Annotated in this window: 18 protein-coding genes; 4 read left to right on the top strand and 14 right to left on the bottom strand. The window is 29.9% G+C overall.

Annotated elements, in window-relative coordinates:
* The first annotated feature begins 116 nt into the window (after window positions 1–116).
* Window positions 117–2,945 (top strand): DNA polymerase I, encoded by a 2,829-nt coding sequence (gene polA, locus BLV71_RS07115; RefSeq protein WP_093869873.1) that lies wholly within the window; start codon window positions 117–119, stop codon window positions 2,943–2,945.
* Here polA and BLV71_RS07110 read toward each other — a convergent pair.
* The 14 genes from BLV71_RS07110 to BLV71_RS07040 form a co-directional block, all read right to left on the bottom strand.
* Entirely contained in the window at window positions 2,942–3,505 is a 564-nt protein-coding gene (locus BLV71_RS07110; RefSeq protein WP_093869872.1) for a uracil-DNA glycosylase family protein, read from the bottom strand. The two genes, polA and BLV71_RS07110, sit on opposite strands and share 4 nt — an antisense overlap.
* Window positions 3,506–4,164: 659 nt before the next feature.
* A complete protein-coding gene (locus BLV71_RS07105; protein ID WP_093869871.1) occupies window positions 4,165–4,527 on the bottom strand; it encodes a Na(+)-translocating NADH-quinone reductase subunit F in 363 nt (120 codons plus the stop codon).
* 2 nt (window positions 4,528–4,529) lie between these two features.
* The gene (locus BLV71_RS07100; protein WP_176974366.1) at window positions 4,530–5,885 is read right to left on the bottom strand and encodes a DEAD/DEAH box helicase; all 1,356 of its coding nucleotides are present in this window, start codon (window positions 5,883–5,885) and stop codon (window positions 4,530–4,532) included.
* Window positions 5,886–6,587: 702 nt separating this feature from the next.
* A complete protein-coding gene (locus BLV71_RS07090) occupies window positions 6,588–8,870 on the bottom strand; it encodes a hypothetical protein (RefSeq protein WP_093869869.1) in 2,283 nt (760 codons plus the stop codon).
* A gap of 4 nt (window positions 8,871–8,874) precedes the next feature.
* Window positions 8,875–9,330, bottom strand: a complete 456-nt coding sequence (locus BLV71_RS07085; protein ID WP_176974365.1) for a T9SS type A sorting domain-containing protein — start codon at window positions 9,328–9,330, stop codon at window positions 8,875–8,877.
* 181 nt (window positions 9,331–9,511) lie between these two features.
* Window positions 9,512–10,243: a LytR/AlgR family response regulator transcription factor gene (locus tag BLV71_RS07080; RefSeq protein ID WP_093869867.1), complete on the bottom strand. Its 732-nt coding sequence runs from the start codon at window positions 10,241–10,243 to the stop codon at window positions 9,512–9,514.
* On the bottom strand, window positions 10,244–10,990 hold the full coding sequence (locus BLV71_RS07075) for a sensor histidine kinase (protein ID WP_093869866.1): 747 nt from the start codon (window positions 10,988–10,990) through the stop codon (window positions 10,244–10,246).
* Entirely contained in the window at window positions 10,983–11,633 is a 651-nt protein-coding gene (locus BLV71_RS07070; protein WP_093869865.1) for a hypothetical protein, read from the bottom strand. The genes BLV71_RS07075 and BLV71_RS07070 overlap by 8 nt, the downstream gene beginning before the upstream one ends.
* A 129-nt stretch (window positions 11,634–11,762) precedes the next feature.
* Entirely contained in the window at window positions 11,763–13,076 is a 1,314-nt protein-coding gene (nqrF, locus tag BLV71_RS07065) for an NADH:ubiquinone reductase (Na(+)-transporting) subunit F (protein WP_093871983.1), read from the bottom strand.
* Between the two features lie 2 nt (window positions 13,077–13,078).
* Entirely contained in the window at window positions 13,079–13,813 is a 735-nt protein-coding gene (gene nqrE, locus BLV71_RS07060; RefSeq protein ID WP_093869864.1) for an NADH:ubiquinone reductase (Na(+)-transporting) subunit E, read from the bottom strand.
* A gap of 60 nt (window positions 13,814–13,873) precedes the next feature.
* Window positions 13,874–14,518, bottom strand: a complete 645-nt coding sequence (locus BLV71_RS07055; RefSeq protein WP_093869863.1) for an NADH:ubiquinone reductase (Na(+)-transporting) subunit D — start codon at window positions 14,516–14,518, stop codon at window positions 13,874–13,876.
* Between the two features lie 2 nt (window positions 14,519–14,520).
* Window positions 14,521–15,261 (bottom strand): Na(+)-translocating NADH-quinone reductase subunit C, encoded by a 741-nt coding sequence (locus BLV71_RS07050; RefSeq protein WP_093869862.1) that lies wholly within the window; start codon window positions 15,259–15,261, stop codon window positions 14,521–14,523.
* A gap of 2 nt (window positions 15,262–15,263) precedes the next feature.
* Window positions 15,264–16,469: an NADH:ubiquinone reductase (Na(+)-transporting) subunit B gene (locus BLV71_RS07045; RefSeq protein WP_093869861.1), complete on the bottom strand. Its 1,206-nt coding sequence runs from the start codon at window positions 16,467–16,469 to the stop codon at window positions 15,264–15,266.
* A 4-nt stretch (window positions 16,470–16,473) separates the two neighbouring features.
* Complete coding sequence (locus BLV71_RS07040; RefSeq protein WP_093869860.1) at window positions 16,474–17,826, bottom strand: Na(+)-translocating NADH-quinone reductase subunit A; 1,353 nt, start codon at window positions 17,824–17,826, stop codon at window positions 16,474–16,476.
* Between the two features lie 160 nt (window positions 17,827–17,986).
* On the opposite strand from BLV71_RS07040, the gene BLV71_RS07035 reads away from it, so the two are divergent.
* Genes BLV71_RS07035 through BLV71_RS07025 form a run of 3 tightly spaced genes read left to right on the top strand, consistent with a single transcriptional unit; the run spans window position 17,987 to window position 20,758 of the window.
* Window positions 17,987–19,207 (top strand): type IX secretion system plug protein, encoded by a 1,221-nt coding sequence (locus BLV71_RS07035; RefSeq protein ID WP_093869859.1) that lies wholly within the window; start codon window positions 17,987–17,989, stop codon window positions 19,205–19,207.
* Window positions 19,208–19,258: 51 nt separating this feature from the next.
* The gene (gene apaG, locus BLV71_RS07030) at window positions 19,259–19,645 is read left to right on the top strand and encodes a Co2+/Mg2+ efflux protein ApaG (protein ID WP_093869858.1); all 387 of its coding nucleotides are present in this window, start codon (window positions 19,259–19,261) and stop codon (window positions 19,643–19,645) included.
* Complete coding sequence (locus BLV71_RS07025; RefSeq protein WP_093869857.1) at window positions 19,646–20,758, top strand: DUF3667 domain-containing protein; 1,113 nt, start codon at window positions 19,646–19,648, stop codon at window positions 20,756–20,758. It abuts the gene before it with no gap.
* Window positions 20,759–20,762: the final 4 nt, after the last annotated feature.

Below are 20,762 nucleotides of genomic sequence, written 5' to 3'. Positions count from 1 at the left end.
ATCAATTTTTAACATCTTGTTAAAGTTTCGTAGCTTTACTGCTTAGTTAAATGTGACATTTACTTTAGATTTATTTCTAAACAAATAAGATATTTCAATAGCTTTTATATAACAACATGGCAAATAGAAAACGACTTTTTTTACTGGATGCATACGCTTTAATTTTTAGAGGATATTATGCTTTTATCAAAAACCCAAGGATAAATTCAAAAGGGCTAGACACTTCAGCAGTTTTAGGCTTTACAAATTCTCTTTTAGATGTAATAAAAAGAGAGAAACCTGACTATTTAGCCGTTTGTTTTGATAAAGGAGGAAGTGTTGATAGAGTAGAAGCTTTTCCTGAATACAAAGCCAACAGACAAGAAACGCCTGAAGCAATAAAAATAGCAGTTCCTTATATTGAAAAAATATTAGAAGCCATGAACATCCCTGCTATTGTAAAAACAGGATATGAAGCTGATGATATTATAGGAACTCTTGCCAAAAAAGCTGAAAAAGCTGGTTTAGAAACTTACATGGTTACGCCAGATAAGGATTTTGCACAACTTGTTTCTGAACATATTTTCATGTACAAACCACCTAGAATGGGAAATGGATATGAAAAATGGGGAATTGAAGAAGTTAAAGACAAATTTGGAGTTGAACACCCTGAACAAGTTATTGATTATTTAGGAATGATGGGGGATGCAGTTGACAACATTCCTGGATTACCTGGAGTTGGAGATAAAACAGCAAAAAAATTCCTTGCGGCTTATGGTAGTATGGAAGGCTTATTTGAAAATATTGATCAGCTAAAGGGTAAAATGAAAGAAAAGGTAGAAGCTAATCAAGAATTAGGCTTACTTTCAAAACAACTAGCTACTATTATGCTAGATGTTCCTGTTGATTTAGAAGAGGATAAACTTATTTTTGAGCAACCTAATTTTGAAAAAACTACAGAAATATTTAGTGAATTGGAGTTTAGAAGATTAGTTGAAAACTTAAAAAAAACTTATAATTTTTCTGTCGAGACGAAAAGTCAAACAGAAACCACCACTACAAAAACTACACAAACAACTGATAATCAACAATTCGATTTATTTGCTACACCTGGAAGTGGAACAGTTTCTGAAGAAAACAATATTAACGGATTTAAAACGATTGAAAACACTAACCATCTTTATCAATTAGTAAATACTCCGTTAAGCAGAAAATTATTACTTAAAAAACTTGAACAACAAACTTCAGTGTGTTTTGATACTGAAACTACTGGTTTAAAATCTTTAGAAGTAGAATTAATTGGTATTTCTTTTTCTTGGGAAGTTGGAAAAGGATATTATATAACTTTTCCAGAAAACCAGGAAGAAACTCAAACTATTATTGAAGAGTTTCTACCTTTCTTTGAAAACGAAAAAATCGAGAAAATTGGTCATAATTTAAAATATGATATTAAAGTTTTATCAAATTATAACATTCCAGTAAAAGGAAAATTGTTTGATACTATGATTGCACATTATTTGATAAATCCAGATATGCGTCATAATATGGATATACTTTCTGAAACCTATTTAAATTACCAACCAGTTTCTATTACTGAATTAATTGGTAAAAAAGGAAAAAACCAACTTTCTATGCGTCAAGTTGAACTTTCAAAGCAAAGTGAATATGCCGTAGAAGATGCTGATATTACTTTACAACTTAAAAAGCATTTTACTAAAGAATTAGAAAGTGGCAACGTAACAAAGTTATTTAATGATGTTGAAACCCCTTTAGTGTCCGTTTTAACCGCCATGGAAATTGAAGGTATTAATTTAAATATTGATTTTTTAAATTCTTTATCAACTGAGTTAACAAATGACATTCAAGAATTAGAAAAACGAATTTTTGAACAAGCTGGTGAAGAGTTCAATATTGGTTCTCCAAAACAACTAGGAATTGTTTTATTTGAAAACATGAAACTAGTTGACAAACCTAAAAAAACTAAAACTGGTCAATATTCAACAGCTGAAGATGTATTATCAAACTTAGCTAAAGACCATAAAATAATAGAAGACATTTTATTATATCGTCAATATAAAAAACTACAAAGCACTTATGTTGATGCATTACCAAATGAAGTTAATCCGAAAACAAAAAGGGTTCATACAGTATACGCACAAGCAGTGGCAGCTACAGGAAGACTAAGTTCTAACAATCCTAACTTACAAAATATTCCAATTAGAACTAAAAGAGGACAAGAAGTACGTAAAGCTTTTATTCCAAAAGATAAAAACCATGTATTATTAGCTGCTGATTATAGTCAAATAGAGTTACGTATTATTGCTGCTTTAAGCGAAGAGGAAACAATGATTAAAGCTTTTAAAGATGGTGAAGACATTCATGCTTCAACTGCTTCAAAAGTATTTAATGTACCTATAGAAGAGGTAACTCGAGAACAACGTAGTAATGCTAAAACAGTAAATTTTGGAATTATCTATGGTGTTTCTGCATTTGGATTAAGTAATCAAACATCTTTAAGTAGAAAAGAAGCTAAATCTTTAATTGATGCTTACTATGAAACGTATCCTAAATTACGTAATTATATTTCTAAGCAAGTAGATTTTGCTCGTGAACATGGATATGTAGAAACTATTTTAGAAAGAAGACGTTACTTAAAGGACATAAATTCTCGTAATGCCATTGTACGTGGTGCTGCTGAACGAAATGCCGTAAATGCACCTATTCAAGGTAGTGCAGCTGACATTATTAAACTAGCAATGATTAATATCCACAACCGTTTTAAGCAAGAGAACTTTACTTCTAAAATGTTACTTCAAGTGCATGATGAACTAGTTTTTGATGCTCATAAAGATGAATTAGAGGTCATAAAACCTATAATAAAGGAAGAAATGGAGAATGCTTTTAAATTATCTGTTCCTTTAGATGTTGAAATTGGTATTGGAGATAATTGGTTAGAAGCTCATTAAAGTAATTTATTTATTTGATTTTTAAGTTCAGGGAGAATATTTTTTTCAAACCAAGGATTTTTAGTTAACCAGAAACGATTTCTAGGAGATGGATGTGGTAATACAAAATAATTTGGAAGATATTTTTGATAATTACTAACTGTATTGGTTAACGTTTTTTCAGCTTTATCTTTTAAATAATATTTTTGAGCATACATTCCTATTAATAATACTAGCTCTACATTTGGCATTTTATTTAACAATAACTTATGCCATTGTGGAGCACATTCTTTTCTAGGCGGTAAATCTCCCGTTTTTCCTTTACCAGGATAACAAAATCCCATAGGAATGATTCCAAAATTATCTACATTATAAAATTGATCATTAGTAACGTCTAACCATTTTCTGAGTTGTTTTCCACTAGCATCGTCCCAAGGGATACCAGAAGCATGAACTCTAGTTCCAGGTGCTTGCCCAATAATTAATATTTTAGATTTCTCATTTGCAAAAACTACTGGCCTAGGTGTAATATAATTTTTACAAATATCACAACCTCTAACCTCTTCTAGTAATTCATTCATTTTATAAAACTAACAAAAAAACACTCGCTTTATCTTAAAACGAGTGTTTTCTATTCAAAAAAATTTTGCTTAATGATTTATAGCATATCCAGCGCCCTTGCCAAATTCTGCTAATACCAATAACATGTTTTTTAAAATTTTTTGAATCCCCTTAAGTAATCTTTTTTTCATTGTTAGTTAATTTATTAATTTTTCCCATGGTAAACATAAACCATAACCAACTGACAATCAAGAGTGTTTTCCCCCTTTATGATTTAGTTTAAAAAACATATAAGTATTATAAAATAAAATTATGCAAGAAATTGAATAAATAAAACACTTTAAATTAAGTAAATAAAAAAACACTCGCTTTATCTTAAAACGAGTGTCTCTTCTTCAAAATATCTTTATTGTTTAGTGGTTTATAGCGTATCCAGCTCCTTTGCCAAATTCTCTTAAAACCAATAATAAGTTTTTAATAAAGTTTTGAATCCCCTTAAGTAATGTTTTTTTCATTGTAATGTTTATTAATTAATTTCCCTATTGCAAAAATAAAACATAAACACCTGATTATCAATATAATCAGGTGTTTTCTAATGTTAAATTAAAAAAAATGTATAAATGGTATAGAATTAATTATAATTGGTTTTGGAATACTTATAAATAGTTCTAATAAATTATTATAAAATGGTTAAAAAATCATTAAAAGCAACATAATATGGTTGGTTTTTAAACACTGGCAAGTCAACACTTTCAGCATTTGCTATTCCTATACCTGCATACCATATTTTCGCATTTTGCTTTTTTGCATGCTCTTTAAATGTTTCCATCCATAAAACATCGTAGTCTTCTGGGTTTTGTATGTTTTGAGTTACGTTTACTAATACAAAGATTGTTGGCTCTCCTTTTTTAAACAATACAAATTGAGGATGTTTTTTTAAAGTGCTATTAATTGCAACAAATTCATACCCTTTTTCTTGTAGTTTTTTCCCTACAATATTCATCCCTAAATTGTGCAATTCTTGCTCGGTAAGTCTTTGCATTTTTATTTTTTCTTATTGCGCTTATTGTAATTCTTATCCCCTCTCGTTTTAGGTTTCTTATATTTTTTTACTATTTCCCTTCTATAAGACCCACCTAAATTCACTTTCTTATTTTTTTCCTTCTTTTCATGAAAAGCAGGACCTGGAACATACTCTTGTGAGGTTCTATTTTTTGACTGATCTCTATCTTCACTTGGTCTTTCTTCTTCAGTTAATTCTTTAGATATTACTACTTGTTCAGGAATTTCAACTAGTGGTATTTTATAATCCATCAGTTCTTCTATCGCTAACTTTACCTTTTGTTCATTTTCAGTTGCAAATAAAATAGACTTCCCTTTACGCTCAGCACGACCTGTACGACCAATTCTATGCATATAGTTTTCAGGGTATTGAGTTGGATTAAAATTAATTACATGAGTAATCTCATTTAAATCTAACCCTCTAGCTATCACATCAGTAGCGATTAAAATCCTATGATTTCCATTATTAAATTCTTCAATTGATCGTAAACGGTAATTTTGAGTTTTATTAGAGTGTATTACACAAGATTGATTTGGAAATTCATCTTCAACTAAATTAAATATCCTGTCAGCATTCCTCTTATTTGGAGCAAAAATTAACACTTTACCAAATTCATTTTTATCGAATAGTAACTCCAACAATAAATTAATTTTAGTATAAAAATTAGGTACATTATAAGCTACTTGCTCTATATTATCTAGAGGTGTTCCACTTACTGCAATTGCTATTTTTTTAGGCCCAACAAAGTAATCGTCTATTAACGCTTCAACATCTTCAGTCATTGTTGCTGAAAACATTACATTTTGACGTCTTACTGGCAATAATTCAAAAATATTCAACAATTGAAAACGAAAACCTAAATCTAACATTACATCTACTTCATCTATAACTACTTTTTGAATAGATTTTAGTTTCAACACTCTGCTTATTGCCAAATCATATAAACGACCTGGTGTTGCAACTATAATATCAGTTCCTTGTAAAACTGCTTCTTTATGACGATTTAAATTTACACCACCATAAACTCCTAAAACACGTAAGTTTATATACTTTGCTAGCTTTTCAATTTCATCTACCACCTGAACTACTAATTCTCTTGTAGGTACTAACACTAATATTCTAGGATGCTGTTGTTTAGAGAACTTTAAATCCCTTAAAATAGGTAACATATAAGCAAATGTTTTTCCTGTACCTGTTTGCGCAATACCTACTACATCTTTACCTGAACGAACAACCGAAAAAGCTTGTTCTTGTATTGGTGTTGGGTTGATAAATCCTAAGTCTTCAATGGAATTTCTTAGTGGATTTGATAAATCTAAATCTTGAAAAGAGATCATTTATAGAAAATTTTGACAAAGGTACGGTTTCTATATTTAGAAAAGGAAATCTCTAGTATGTATACCTATACAATATGAAGAGCATTTATGAATGAAATTCTTGAAAAGATTTTTTTACAAGAATGACATTTATATAATTTTGGTAGAAATAAAGTTTTTTGAAGTGTAGTTCTTTTAACCTTTTTAATCAATTTAGAGTTGCATTTAGGACATTCCATGATGGTTTTGTTTATGAAGTTGGGTAGCCTCATAAATATAACTAAAAAAGAACTTTAATAGAAGGGGGTTTTTCCTGTTTTTATAAAAAATGAGCCTAAATATTTTGATTACTAATTTGCTTATTTACTTTAGTTTTATATGGAACGATAGATTTTCCAAAAAAAGGAAAATAAAAAAACACTGTAGCACAACTAAAACATTTTAATTTTTTGCTGTTTGGCAAAATAATTTTTTGAAAGACACTTCTCTTTTTACGATTAACTATTATTGATTGGCAGTTTGGACAATTCATTATTATTATTTTTTCAAAAGTATTACTTTAACTAATATTCCAAATCACCCAAAATGGGTGATTTTAATCTTCTGCTAAGATTCTAAAAAATCACATAGAATATCCACAAAACTTTCCGAACGACATTAAATAGCTTCTAAATGTAAAAAACCAACGCATAAGCGTCGGTTTTTAATAGCTTTAATTTTATTTTAATGTAAATCTACCCATGATGATTTTCCAAACTTTACTTTCATCCATAAATCCCCTGGAAATGCAAGATTAACAGTAAAAGCTGTACCTCCGGCATATGTAGCAAATGGGTAATACGCACAAGTAGTATTTACAAAAACAGTGTATTGCTGACCAGATACTACATTTATTGCATTAGATAGTACAATTTCTTGTTCTCCAGCTCCTACTGTATATGATTGTGTATGTATTGGAGTACCCGTTACAGTATTACCACTATATATTTTTAATGTCCCTCCGGTTACTGCTGCCTGGAAGTTCAAAACTAATTTTGTGAAATTGCCAGTTTCTGTAGCTGTAAATGATTGTCCCGAAAAAGTTAAATTTCCTATAAATGTATTATGATTAATAAATAGTTCAGATTCTGGAAACCCTTGATATCCTTGAAACTTACCTGTTTCTTTATTAAAAATAATCAATCCAGGGTTTTTAGCTAATGCATCTCTTTCAGCAGTAGTTAAACGAGGTAAAAGAAGACCTCCTGTTGTTGAGTTGATCTCTACTGCTGCTCCTGAAGTTACGGTTGAAGTTCCAACACCTAATTTACTCAGATTAGTAATTGTTTTTGTGCCTGCATCACTACTTTTAGTTAGCACCTCAGCAAGAGAAGGTGTAGCCGGAGCACTCCATGAAGATGAAGTACCATCAGTAGTTAAAACTTTTCCTGAATTTCCAGATTGGGTTGGCAATTCAGAGTACTTACTTAAATCTACTGTAGTTGCTAAACTATTATTAGTAATTTTTAAATTATTATCAACTAATGATAAATCTTGAATTTCATTAGTTATACTACCATCAACTTCTGTTTGTAAATACCCATTGTTGTTTGCAAAGGCATCTACTTGTGATTCCGTTAATTGTGTATTAGTATTGTCTAAAAATTTACTTAAATCTATTGTTACTGCAGATTCATTGTTAGTAATCTTTAATTTATTTCCAACTAATGATAAATCTTGTATTTCATTCGTTACACTACCATCAACTTCTGTTTTTAAATACCCATTATTATTTGCAAAAACATCTACTTGTGATTCTGTTAATTGTGTATTTGTATTATCTAAATATTTACTTAAATCTATTGTTGTAGCTGTTCCATTTTTAGTAATTTTTAATTTATTTCCAACAAGCGACAAATCTTGTATCTCATTAGTTACACTACCATCAACTTCTGTTTTTAAATATCCATTATTATCTACAAAAGCATCTACTTGTGATTCCGTTAATTGCGTATCTGTATTATCAAGATACCTACTTAAATCTATTGTTGTAGCTGTTCCATTTTTGGTGATTTTTAACTTATTTCCAACTAACGATAAATCTTGGATTTCATTAGTTACACTTCCATCAACTTCTGTCTTTAAGTACCCATTATTATCTACAAAAGCATCTACTTGTGTTTCCGTTAATTGCGTATCTGTATTATCTAGATACCCACTTAAATCTATTGTTGTAGCTGTTCCATTTTTAGTGATTTTCAACTTATTTCCAACTAACGATAAATCTTGGATTTCATTAGTTATACTTCCATCAACTTCTGTTTTTAAATACCCATTATTATCTACAAAAGCATCTACTTGTGTTTCCGTTAATTGCGTATCTGTATTATCTAGATACCCACTTAAATCTATTGTTGTAGCTGTTCCATTTTTAGTGATTTTCAACTTATTTCCAACTAACGATAAATCTTGGATTTCATTAGTTATACTTCCATCAACTTCAGTTTTCAAATACCCATTATTATCTACAAAAGAATCTACTTCTGCTTCACTTAACTGTGTATTTGTATCAATTGTATGCTTTAAATCTGATATTTGACTTTCTTTAATAGTACCTGAGAAATTACTAGCAGTTTTGGCATGCAAGGCATAAGGAACACTCATTAATTGACTAGTACCTGTAATCTTATAATTCGTTCCTCCTACTGGATCTATTTCAGTTTTAATAAAAAAAGTATCACTAGACCAATCTATAGAATTAAACTTGCCTGTCACATTTATACCTTTTCCTATTTCTAAGCTAATTAAACCATTTTTATTAGTAGAAGGTGTTTGTGTTTCTGAATATACAGCAGAACCGTTAATACTACCTTTTAATATACTTATTTGTACACCTATTGATTGCTCTTTGATTAATGCGTTAGTTGCATCTCTTATTACTGCTTGGTAACTTATTTGATCTGGAGTTTGCCCAAATACACTACTTGTAATTATTATTGCTATTAATAAGGAGAAAAATTTCTTCATGTATTTAGTTTTTAATTATTTTAAATATCTTCATTAATCTATTTTTGTCATATACACTTAATAAATAAGCACCTGCTGGTAAATTCAACATACTAATCACTGTTTTATTAGTTTCAAAATCTTCTTGCTGTATGAATTTTCCTTGGATATCATAAAGTTGATAACTTAAATTTTCATTTATATAATTCCCAACGCTAAGTGTAAGATTTTCAATAGTCGGGTTTGGAAATGCTTTTAATTGCAGCTTAACCTCCTCTAAATCGGTTCCTAAAACTGTCGATATTTCAAAAGGTTGTTGTACTCCCTCAGTTATAGAACCGTTTACATTTGAATATGTTTGATAAGCAAAGCTTCCAATCGTATAAGTTAAGCTACCATCACTACTTTTAACACTACCTCCAGAAGTAATAATTGCTTGTTGCGCTTTTAATCCACTAATCATTAGTAAAAAAAACAGCATGTTTAATTTTTGTTTAGACCACATTTATGTTTTAATTAAAAAACAAATATGCTTCGCTTAAATATTTTTATAAATTATTTGTGAAGATTGGAGTGTTTTTTGTGAAGTTGAATACAATAATTATTAATATTCTTATATAGCCTCATTTTATAAGACTTACATACATTTGAAATAAAGAGTACTATTTAACGATTAATACTTGCTCTACTTCTTTTTTATATTTTAAAGAAAGTGGAATATTTTCATCATTTATGGAAACATAATCTTTTCCAACCACCTTAATTTTACTTATGTTTACTAGGTACCTTTGGTGACTTTGAAAGAATATTGTATGAGGAAGTTGTTTTTTAAATTCCATTAATTTATTTCTTACAACGTATTTTTTTTCTTTTAACTTAATTTCTAAATAGTTCCCATCAGATTTTATATAATAAATATCATTCGTATTTATTTTTACTTTCATAGCTCTATCTTTTATGAAGATAAAAACATCAGAATCATTGTTTTCTTTAAATACCTCTCTTTCTTTTTCGCTTTCTAAAAAATTATTTAATGCAATAGTAATTGTTGTTAATAATGTTGCCTCTTGATAAGGCTTCATTAAATAACCATTAGGCTTTGTTTCTAATACTTCTTTTAACGTTTGCTGATCTCCATAAGCAGTTAAATAAACTATTGGTATTTTAAAATTTTCTCTAACCTTTTGAGCCAACCAAATACCATTTTTATCTCCTGATAAATTAATATCTAATAAAATTAAATTTGGTTTTGTTTGTTGAATATCAATCCAAGCAACTTCTGCTTTAGCAGCTGAACCAGATACGATATAGTTATTTTCTAATAACATTGTTTCTAATGACATTCTTGATATAGCAATATCTTCAACTATGTATACTTTTATAGGTGCTTCCAATTAATCTATTTTAAAGTTAAAAATATAAGTCAATCCTTTTTCATTTTCAATTTTTAAATCGGCTTCTATTTCTTCAGCTAGCATTTTTATCAATCTCTGACCAAGTGAATTATTATTATCTTTTTTAGCTATATAACCGCTACCATTATCAGAATACTTAAATAAATACTCATTTTTATGAATCTCTTTTAATGACAATTTTACAATTCCGTTTTGAGAAGTTAGAGCATATTTTAATGAATTAGTTATCAATTCATTTACTATCAATCCAAGGGTTGTTGCATAATCTACAGGTAAAGAAACATCTAAAATATTTAACTTATAAGTTATTTTTTTTTGAGATGAAACTTGTAGCAATTGAGTTCCTAGTTCTTTTAAATACTTTTCCATTGAAACTAACGAAATAGTATCATCTTTATATAACATTTCATGAACTAGAGCAATCGAATTTATATGTTTTTGAGACTCATCTATCATTGCTGATACTTCATCATTTTTGTGTTTAACTGATTGCAAATACAAGAGTCCTGAAATTAATTGTAAGTTGTTTTTAACTCTATGGTGAATTTCTTTAAGTAGAATAGTTTTTTGCTTCGCAATTAATTCTATTTCTTTCTTTTTCTCTTCTATGTTAATTCTATCCTTTCTAGATTTAAGTATAAAAACAATGATTGCTATTAAAAAAATAAACAAAAACATGATTGCATAAGCTACAATAAAAAACAAATCTTTCTGATTATTAATCATCTAGACCATTCTTATTTATATAATTCCACTCAACAAAAATAAACACTTGATAAACGATGTAAAACAAGGTGTTAAAAATCCAAATATCTATATAAGGGTCTTCAATAAAAACTAATTCATAATTTCCAAACAAAAATATTAAAGAACTACATAAAAGATACAATATCATACCTACAGACAGGTAAAAGTATTTTTTCTTAGTACCCATTGTATTACTCAAATGAATTAACGCATAAATAATTAGTAATACAGAAGTCATAGCTATTTCAAATAAATTGAATTGCCAAAATAATTGGTTATTGTAAATATACATTCCAAGTATTATAAAAGTTACTATTACATAATTCAAAATAACTAGTTTTTTTAGTTTGTGACTCTTGAATAAGCGATAAAAAACGATACTTAATAAAATGAATTGTGCATTGAAATAGAAATGCGATAAATAAAAGTTTTGACCTGGATATAAATAACCAATTGTATTACAAAACAACTCTACTATAAATAATATTACTAAATAGGTTGCTACATAACTATATGTAGAATTATTGATTTTTTTTACTTTGCTTACAAATAATATTGAATTGATGAGTAATAAGAATAAACTAAAAACACTCAATACAAATCCTAAAAATAATGCCCCCATATTTTAACTGATTTTTATAAATATAATAATTTTTCAATAAGAAATAAAATTTACCATCCTATGCCCTTTTGTTATTAACAAAAAACCGAGCAATTTGCTCGGTTTTATATATTAAAAGGTTAAAAGTTTCTATCCTCCAAAATCATCAAATCTGATGTTTTCATCATCAAGACCAAAATCTTCACCCATTTTTTGTACTGCTTTATTCATTAGTGGTGGACCACAGAAATATAATTCTAAATCTTCAGGACTATCATGCTTAGATAAATATTGGTCTATTACAACTTGGTGAATAAAACCAACAAAACCGTCTCCTGCCTCATCGTTAATGTCTGTTTTAGGCTTCCAATTATCTTGTTCTAATGGTTCTGATAATGCCAAGTAGAATTTAAAGTTTGGAAAATCTTTTTCTAATGCTCTAAAGTAGTGAATATAAAACAACTCAGCTTTAGAACGACCTCCGTACCAATAAGTTACTTTTCTACCTGTTTTTAAAGTTCTAAATAAATGATAAATATGTGAACGCATTGGTGCCATACCAGCTCCACCTCCAACATATAACATTTCTGCTTCAGATTCATTTATGAAGAACTCTCCATAAGGTCCTGAAATAGTTACTTTATCTCCTGGTTTTTGATTAAAAATATATGAAGAAGCTACACCTGGATTAACATCCATCCATCCGCCTTTAGCACGGTCAAAAGGAGGTGTTGCTACACGAACATTTAACATAATTTCTCGTCCTTCTGCAGGATAAGAAGCCATAGAATATGCACGCTCTACTGTCTCAGTATTTTTCATTACCAATGGCCTTAGGTTAAACTTATTCCAATCGGCCTCAAATTTATCAGGTTCTCCTGGATGATCTTGTGGATGTGCTGAAATATCCATATCTGCATATTTAATTTCACATTGTGGAATTTCAATTTGAATATAACCTCCAGCTTTATAGTCCATTTCCTCAGGAATTTCAACTACAAATTCCTTAATAAAAGTTGCAACATTATAGTTACGTACAACTGTTGCCTCCCATTTCTTAATTCCAAAAATTTCTTCTGGAATAGAAATATCCATGTCTTGTTTTACTTTAACCTGACATGCTAAACGGATACCGTGTTGTAATTCTTTACGTGTAAAGTGAGGTGTTTCAGTTGGTAAGGCTTCACCTCCACCTGCATTTACATGACACTCACATTGTACACAAGATCCACCTCCACCACAAGCTGATGGTAAGAAAATCTTTTCGTTTCCTAAGGTTGTTAACAATGTAGCTCCAGAAGCAACTTCAATTGTCTTATCACCATTAATTGTAATTTTTACTGGTCCTGATGGTGCTAATTTTTGCTTTACAAATAATAACAACCCTACTAAAACTAATACAATTCCTAAGAATGCTACTACAGTTACAGCTACTGTACCTCCAGTACTTACTTCCAAAAACATCATTATTCTGTAATTTTTTTAGTGTTATCAGCTAATTTAGCTTCAGCTTCTTTCTTTGCTTTTTCTAAATCTTCTTTCTTAATTTCAGCTTTAGGTGCTTCTTCTTTCTTTTCTTCATCTCCTCCTGTTAACATTCCACCAAAACTCATGAATCCAATTGCCATTAAACCAGTTATAATAAAAGTAATTCCTAATCCTCTTAATGCTGGTGGTACCGATGAGTATCTAATTTTTTCACGAATAGCAGCAATAGCTAAAATTGCTAAAAACCATCCGATACCAGACCCTACTCCATATGTTAATGATAATCCTAATGTAGGAATTTCACGAGATTGCATAAATAAAGACCCTCCTAAAATTGCACAGTTTACAGCAATTAACGGTAAGAAAATACCTAAAGAGTTATATAAAGCAGGTGCGAACTTTTCTACAATAATTTCTACCAATTGTACCATTGTTGCAATTGTTGCAATAAACATGATAAATGATAAGAAACTTAAATCATAATCTGCATATTCAGCTCCTAACCAAGATAATGCTCCTGGTTGCAATAAATATTGATCTAATAACCAGTTAATAGGTACTGTAACCGCTAATACAAATATAACTGCAGCTCCTAAACCTACCGCTGTTGATACTTTTTTAGATACAGCTAAGTAAGAACACATTCCTAAGAACGTAGCAAATACCATATTATCAATAAATATCGACTTGAAAAATAATTCTAAATGTTCCATATTTTATATTTTTCCCTCTATCAAATTATCTCTAAAAATTGAAGAGATATTGAAGAGGATTTAATCCTCGATTAATGCTTTGTTTCTACTACGTTGTACCCAAATAATAATACCTACAACAATTAATGCCATTGGTGATAATAACATAAATCCGTTATTTTCGTATCCAATAGAATATAATCCAGTTTTTTCAATTGGGTCTCCTAATACTTTAAATCCTAGCAAAGTACCTGAACCTAACAATTCTCTGAAGAAACCTACAGCAATTAAAATCACTGCATATCCTAAAGCATTTCCAATTCCATCTAAGAATGACCTCCAAGGCCCGTTTCCTAAAGCAAAAGCTTCAAAACGTCCCATAATAATACAGTTCGTAATAATTAACCCTACGAATACCGAAAGTGTTTTACTTAATTCATAAGCAAAAGCTTTTAATACTTGATCAACTATAATTACTAAAGCTGCTACTACGATTAACTGTACAATAATTCTAATTTTTGAAGGAATAATATTTCTTAATAAAGAAATTACAACATTTCCTATTCCTAATACAAACAATACAGATACTGACATTACAATAGATGCTTGTAATTCAGCAGTAATTGCTAATGCTGAACATATACCCAATACTTGAATTGTAATTGGATTATTATCTGCTAATGGGTCAGTAATTAATGCTGCGTCTTTTTTTGATAAAAGTCCCATAATTATTTTAATGTTTTAAAGTAAGGTACGTATAAACCTAGTTCAGATTTAATCATTGCTGCAACACCGTCTCCAGTAATAGTTGCTCCTGCAATTGCATCTACCTCGTTATCATTTTTATCTTCGTTCTTCGGGTCATTATTTGATTTAGAAACAGTAATTCCTTTGAAAGAACCATTACTTTTTAAATTTTCTCCGATGAAATCATCCATAAAATAGCGTTGCTTAATGTTAGCTCCTAAACCTGGTGTTTCTCCTTTGTGATCAAAGAATGCACCTTGAACTACCATATCCTTATCCATAGCAACGTAACCCCATATAGCGTCCCAAAGACCTTTTCCTCTAATTGGTGCTATATAAAACGTTTTACCATCTTTTTCTCCAATAAACAAAGGCAATTTTCTTACCTTACCAGCTTTAGCAGCTGTTTGTTCTTTTTTAACATCTATTAAATAAGCTTTAGTATCTTCAGTAGTATTATCACCTTCAATAACTAATTGCTTTTTAATATATTTAGAAAACTCTTCAGCTACCTTTTCTTTTGACACAAAGATTGCGCTACTTTCATCATTTTCATTTACTCCCATTGCATACAAAATATTTTGTTGCTTTTCAATACGCTTATTAGCGTCTATCATTGGGCGAAGTGATGAAGCTGTAAAAGCTAACAACGCTCCTACTACTAATACCATACCAATGGCAAAAAGTAGTGTGTATCCATTACTATCTGTTCTCTTACTCATAATTAGGCAGTTTTAACTTTAGCACGTTTTAATCTTCTCTTTACATTACCTTGAACCACATAGTGATCAATTGTTGGAGCAAAAACGTTCATTAATAAAATAGCTAACATTACTCCTTCTGGGTATGCTGGATTGAATACACGAATCATTATAGATAAAAAACCTATTAAGAAACCGTAAATCCATTTCCCTTTATTAGTTTGTGAAGCTGTTACTGGATCTGTAGCCATATAAACTACTCCAAATGCAAAACCTCCAATTAATAAATGGTGCCAAAAAGTAGTATTCATTAAACTAAAGAATTTACTTCCTTCACCTATCCATCCTAATGTTACAACTTGATTAAAAATTAATCCCATTACTAAAGCTCCTATTACTGCAGACAACATAATTCTCCAACTTCCAATTTTTGCAAAAATTAAAAACAAAGCTCCCAATAAAATTAATAATGTTGAAGTTTCACCTACTGATCCAGGAATAAATCCAAAAAACATATCCCAAGTAGAAAAAGCAAATTCTTTCCCTTGAGCTAAGCTTCCTAAAACTGTTTCTCCTGAAATAGCATCAGCTGTTCCAGCTAATTCTCTAGCTCCTTCAACCCATACTTTATCTCCTGACATCCATGTTGGATATGCAAAGAATAAAAATGCACGAATTGTTAAGGCTGGATTTAAAATATTCATTCCAGTACCTCCAAATACTTCTTTACCAATTACAACACCAAAAGCTACTGCTACTGCTAGCATCCATAATGGTAAATCAATAGGTACAATTAACGGAACTAACATTCCCGTTACTAAATATCCTTCTTCTATCTCGTGTCCTTTTATAATACAGAAAACAAATTCTATAGCTAAACCAACTACGTATGATACTAGTACTAAAGGTAAAATTTTAACTGCTCCAATAAATAAATTATCTAAATTCCAAAAGGCAGTACTAAAAAAAGACATCCCTTCTGTAAATCCATTTACTGCTGCATTGTGTTGATACCCTGCATTAAACATCCCAAAAATTAAACATGGCACTAATGCCATAATTACAGTATTCATGGTACGTTTTAAATCATCAGCTGCCTTTATATGAGTTCCTCCGTGAGTCGTTTCATTTGGCAGGTATAAGAATGTATGGAAACCATTAAATAGCGGTGCCATTTTGGTTCCTTCATACTTCTTTTTTAAATTATGTAAATTTTGTTTTAAGCCCATAATCTTATCCTAGTTCTTCTCTCATTAAATCTAATCCTTCACGAATTATTTTCTGGTGAGGTTGTTTAGATACACAAATAAATTCTGTTAATGCAAAATCTTCAGGTGCAATTTCATATGCTCCTAACCCTTCCATTTCATCTAGATCTTTATACATACAAGCTTTTAAAAGTTGCATAGGATAAATATCTAATGGAAATACTTCTTCAAAAGCTCCTGTCACTACAAAAGCTCTGTGCTCTCCATTTGTATTTGTATTTAGATCGTATTTTTTCTTAGGATTTAACCAAGAAAATGTTAACGCTCTTGAAGTTGATACTTTATTAAAAACTGGTTTATTCCAACCAAATAATTCATAATCATCTCCTTCAGGAATTGCAGTAATTTGATTAGCATAGTATCCTAAGAAATCATTACCACTTACTTGTAATCCACTTAAAACGTTTCCGCTAATTACACGAGCATTATCAGCATTTAAATTCCCTTTAACAACATCCTCTATTTGAGCACCTGCTAAAGCAGTTACATATTGAGGTTTATTAAATTTAGATCCAGTTAAGGCTATTGTTCTTCTAAGGTTCAACTTCCCTGTTAATAACAATTCTCCAATTACTACTAAATCTTGCGGAGTTACTACCCAAACAACTTCTCCTTTGTTTATTGGATCAATTTGTGCTATTTGAGTACTCACATTCCCTACTGGGTGTGGTCCTGAAACTTTATGTAACTCAACTCCTTTCGCATCTTTAAAAGGTGATGAAGCTACATTTTCACCAACAGAAACATGTACTTTTCCAGCTGTTAACTTTGTTAAAGCTGTTAAAGCAACTTGCAATTCTGATTCTTTTCCTTTTAAGGAATAATCATAATCTCCTGCTAAAGGTGCACTAGCATAAGCGGATACAAAAATTGCTTTTGGAGCTTGATTTGGATTGGCTACCACATCATAAGGACGTTGTTTGATAAATGGCCAACACCCTGAAGCAAAAAGGTGATTTTTCACCTCTTCTCCAGACATTGCCTCAACATCTTTTTTACCAAAATCTTTGTATTCCTGCTTACCATCAGCAGTGATTTTAATTGCTAAAACTTTTCTTCGTGCTCCACGAACGATTTCTGAAATTTTTCCGCTTACAGGACTAGGAAATAACATACGCTCATCACTTTTGTTATAAAAAAGTGCTTCTCCCGCTTTTACTTCTGTACCTTCTTTTGCTAAAATTTTTGGAATAACGCCGTGAAAATCATCTGGTCTTACAGCAAAAACACTACCTAAAGAAAGTTCGGTAGTTACCTGTTCTGCTTCGCCAACGAGTTTGATATCCAAACCCTTTTTAATACGGATGTCTTTTGACATAGTAACTGATTAATTTGATTTTCTTAAAAACACGCAAATTTAAAAATTTTGAAAACCACATAAGAGCAAATCCTTTCTTATCTTCAAGAAACAGCTTTATTTATACTTATTCTAAATAAAAAATGTTTTTTTGGCTTATATTTTGATACTTTTGTTTACTATGATTAGAAATATTTTCATTTTACTTTTTTTTCTGACAATTAACCAAATTATTTCTCAGAATATCAAAACAATACAATTAAGACAAGTTAACAATTTAAATAATTTTAGTCCTATTGTTAGCTTAGGAAATGTATTAGAATTATCATTTGATGATTTAGATGCTGACAATAAAGAATACACTTATAAAATTGAACACATGACTCATGATTGGAAACCTAGTAACATGACTAGCAACCAATACATTAATGGATTTGAGCAAAACACAATTATAAATGTAACTAACTCTTTTAATACATTACAACCTTACACACATTACTCTGTAAAACTACCCAATGAAAATACTATAATAACTAAAAGTGGAAATTACTTAATATCAATATTAAATGAAGATTACGAAGTAGTATTTACGCGTCGTTGTATATTTTATGAAAACATTAGCACTGTAGGTGTTTCTGTTATCAGAAGTAGAAATACCTCAAAAAACAAACAAGAGCAAACAGTACAATTTTTAGTAAATCATTCTAATCTACCAATTAACAACCCAAGTCAAGAAGTAAAATCTGTTCTCATACAGAATTACGATTGGAGTACAGCTATTAGTAACATACCACCTCTTTTTATAAAACCTCAACAATTAATTTACAATCATACACAAATCACTAATTTCTCAGGGAATAACGAGTTTTTAAATTTCGACACTAAGTATGCAAGAAATACAAGTTTAAACATTTCCAAGGTAGAAAGAAATGAGGTATACAATTCATATTTATTTACTGATGAACCAAGAGCTAACAGACCTTACACATACAATCCAGATATTAATGGACAATTTGTTATAAAAACATTAGATGCTCAAGAAACGAACACTGAAGCTGATTACACACTTGTTCATTTTTCTCTTTTTGTCGAGGAAGAATATACTAACGAAGAAGTATACGTATATGGTGCTTTTAATAATTTTGAACTGAGAAAAGAGAATAAAATGACTTATAACAGCTCAAATAATACTTATGAAACCGCAATACTGCTTAAACAAGGGTTTTATAATTATTCTTATGCAGTTATTAACAATTCAAAAGAAGTTAACTTAAGTAAAGTAGACGGGTCATTCTTTCAAACTGAAAATGAATACACTGCCATTATTTACTACACCCCTTTTGGCGGTTTTTACGACAGAGTAATAGGAGTTGGCAACGGATATTTTAATCAAAATAGATAATAATACTTCTACAAATTTGTGGAAATTTATATTTTGTATTATATTTATTATATGTTTCAACAAAAAACAAAAGGCATAAAAATATCGGTAAAAACAATGTACAACGGAACCATATACCGTGGTTACCTCCCTTATTATGCTTTTAGTTACTTCATTACTATAGAAAACAAATCAGAAAAAACTGTTCAATTACTTGAGCGTTTCTGGACTATTTTCGATTCACTAAACAACACAGAATACATAGAAGGAGAAGGTGTTATAGGCCAAACACCTATCATTACACCTAATGGCGTGTACAACTACAAATCCAATTGTTTTCTACTGTCTTCAATAGGCTCTATGAGTGGAAAATATAAAATGATTGACACTAATTCTTCCAATGAGTTTTTTGTTAAAATACCAACTTTTCAACTTACTACAACACCAACTCTTAATTAAATGGCTAAAAGAAACAAGCTGCCAATTGTAAAAGATCCTAATTGCTTAAACTGTGGCTACCCCTTTAATCAAAATGAAAAATTCTGCCCTGAATGTGGTCAAAAAAATAAAGGAAGCAAAGTTACTTTTGGAAGTTTCATGCGTGAAATGTTTAGTGGCTTTTTCTCATGGGACGCTAAATTTTGGAGAACCTTATTCCCTTTACTAATTAAACCAGGGAAGGTGTCTAAAGACTATATAAACGGGAAACGTAATAAATACACCAACCCTTTTAGATTTTACCTAGCCACCTCTATTATATTTTTCATTTTAATAGGCTTAAAAGAGAATTACAAAAAATATCAAACTTTGAGAAGCGAGAAGAGCATGCCCTCTTCTGAATTGGCTATAAATATTGGCAAAGGAAACAAAAAAGCTCCTCTTCAATATGAAGTAATAAAACAATTAGACAATACTAATAAACTTATAGATTCTATTGAAAAAACAAACATCCCAAAAGACTCAATAAGCACTGACACTATTAATCATAATTTCATCAATTATGACAGGTCTTTTATTGACGGTGAAAAGCTTCAAAAATTTATCACTTTCAACAAAGACAATCCTAATACAGATATTGATGTAGCTCTTGACAGTTTAAAAATGAAAAAGAATTTTTCAAACAGGTTCTGGTATTCAAGAAGCAAAATTATTAATGGTTTTATGACTAACAAAAACGAAGCAAAGAAATTTACTCAAAAAATGGTTTCTTATACATCAATAGCTTTGTTTTTGTTACTTCCAATTTTTACGCTGTCATTAAAGTTTCTTTACATTCGACGTAAATTTACTTATGTAGAGCACTTAGTTTTTGTTTTCCATATTCAAACAGTATTCTTTTTACTCTTAATTATTTTTACAATAACTAGTTTTTTCAAAGTAATTAACAGTAATCAAATGTTACTAACTTTTTTATTCCTGTTTTTATTATACTTGTTTTTAGCTATGAAGAATTTCTACAAACAAAAAGTCATAAAAACTTTTATAAAGTTTTGCTTTGCAAATTTCGTTTTCATGCTATTAACTGCGTTTGGTATTATGGCAATTTCAACCATAACATTTGCATTATACTAGGATA

Origin of the sequence: Tenacibaculum sp. MAR_2010_89, from assembly GCF_900105985.1 — a bacterium.
Lineage (GTDB): Bacteria > Bacteroidota > Bacteroidia > Flavobacteriales > Flavobacteriaceae > Polaribacter > Polaribacter halocynthiae.
Note: the sequence above shows the minus strand (reverse complement) of the source record. Positions and strands in the feature narration are given on the sequence as shown.

Bases quoted from the DNA above. Each gene is read 5' to 3' on its own strand.
- BLV71_RS07035 (WP_093869859.1), top strand. From the start codon at position 17,987: ATGATTAGAAATATTTTCATTTTACTTTTTTTTCTGACAATTAACCAA.
- BLV71_RS07045 (WP_093869861.1), bottom strand. From the start codon at position 16,469: ATGGGCTTAAAACAAAATTTACATAATTTAAAAAAGAAGTATGAAGGA.
- polA (WP_093869873.1), top strand. From the start codon at position 117: ATGGCAAATAGAAAACGACTTTTTTTACTGGATGCATACGCTTTAATT.
- apaG (WP_093869858.1), top strand. From the start codon at position 19,259: ATGTTTCAACAAAAAACAAAAGGCATAAAAATATCGGTAAAAACAATG.
- nqrF (WP_093871983.1), bottom strand. From the start codon at position 13,076: ATGTTTTTGGAAGTAAGTACTGGAGGTACAGTAGCTGTAACTGTAGTA.
- BLV71_RS07110 (WP_093869872.1), bottom strand. From the start codon at position 3,505: ATGAATGAATTACTAGAAGAGGTTAGAGGTTGTGATATTTGTAAAAAT.
- BLV71_RS07105 (WP_093869871.1), bottom strand. From the start codon at position 4,527: ATGCAAAGACTTACCGAGCAAGAATTGCACAATTTAGGGATGAATATT.
- nqrE (WP_093869864.1), bottom strand. From the start codon at position 13,813: ATGGAACATTTAGAATTATTTTTCAAGTCGATATTTATTGATAATATG.
- BLV71_RS07085 (WP_176974365.1), bottom strand. From the start codon at position 9,330: ATGCTGTTTTTTTTACTAATGATTAGTGGATTAAAAGCGCAACAAGCA.
- BLV71_RS07050 (WP_093869862.1), bottom strand. From the start codon at position 15,261: ATGAGTAAGAGAACAGATAGTAATGGATACACACTACTTTTTGCCATT.
- BLV71_RS07075 (WP_093869866.1), bottom strand. From the start codon at position 10,990: ATGATTAATAATCAGAAAGATTTGTTTTTTATTGTAGCTTATGCAATC.
- BLV71_RS07070 (WP_093869865.1), bottom strand. From the start codon at position 11,633: ATGGGGGCATTATTTTTAGGATTTGTATTGAGTGTTTTTAGTTTATTC.
- BLV71_RS07025 (WP_093869857.1), top strand. From the start codon at position 19,646: ATGGCTAAAAGAAACAAGCTGCCAATTGTAAAAGATCCTAATTGCTTA.
- BLV71_RS07040 (WP_093869860.1), bottom strand. From the start codon at position 17,826: ATGTCAAAAGACATCCGTATTAAAAAGGGTTTGGATATCAAACTCGTT.
- BLV71_RS07055 (WP_093869863.1), bottom strand. From the start codon at position 14,518: ATGGGACTTTTATCAAAAAAAGACGCAGCATTAATTACTGACCCATTA.
- BLV71_RS07100 (WP_176974366.1), bottom strand. From the start codon at position 5,885: ATGATCTCTTTTCAAGATTTAGATTTATCAAATCCACTAAGAAATTCC.
- BLV71_RS07090 (WP_093869869.1), bottom strand. From the start codon at position 8,870: ATGAAGAAATTTTTCTCCTTATTAATAGCAATAATAATTACAAGTAGT.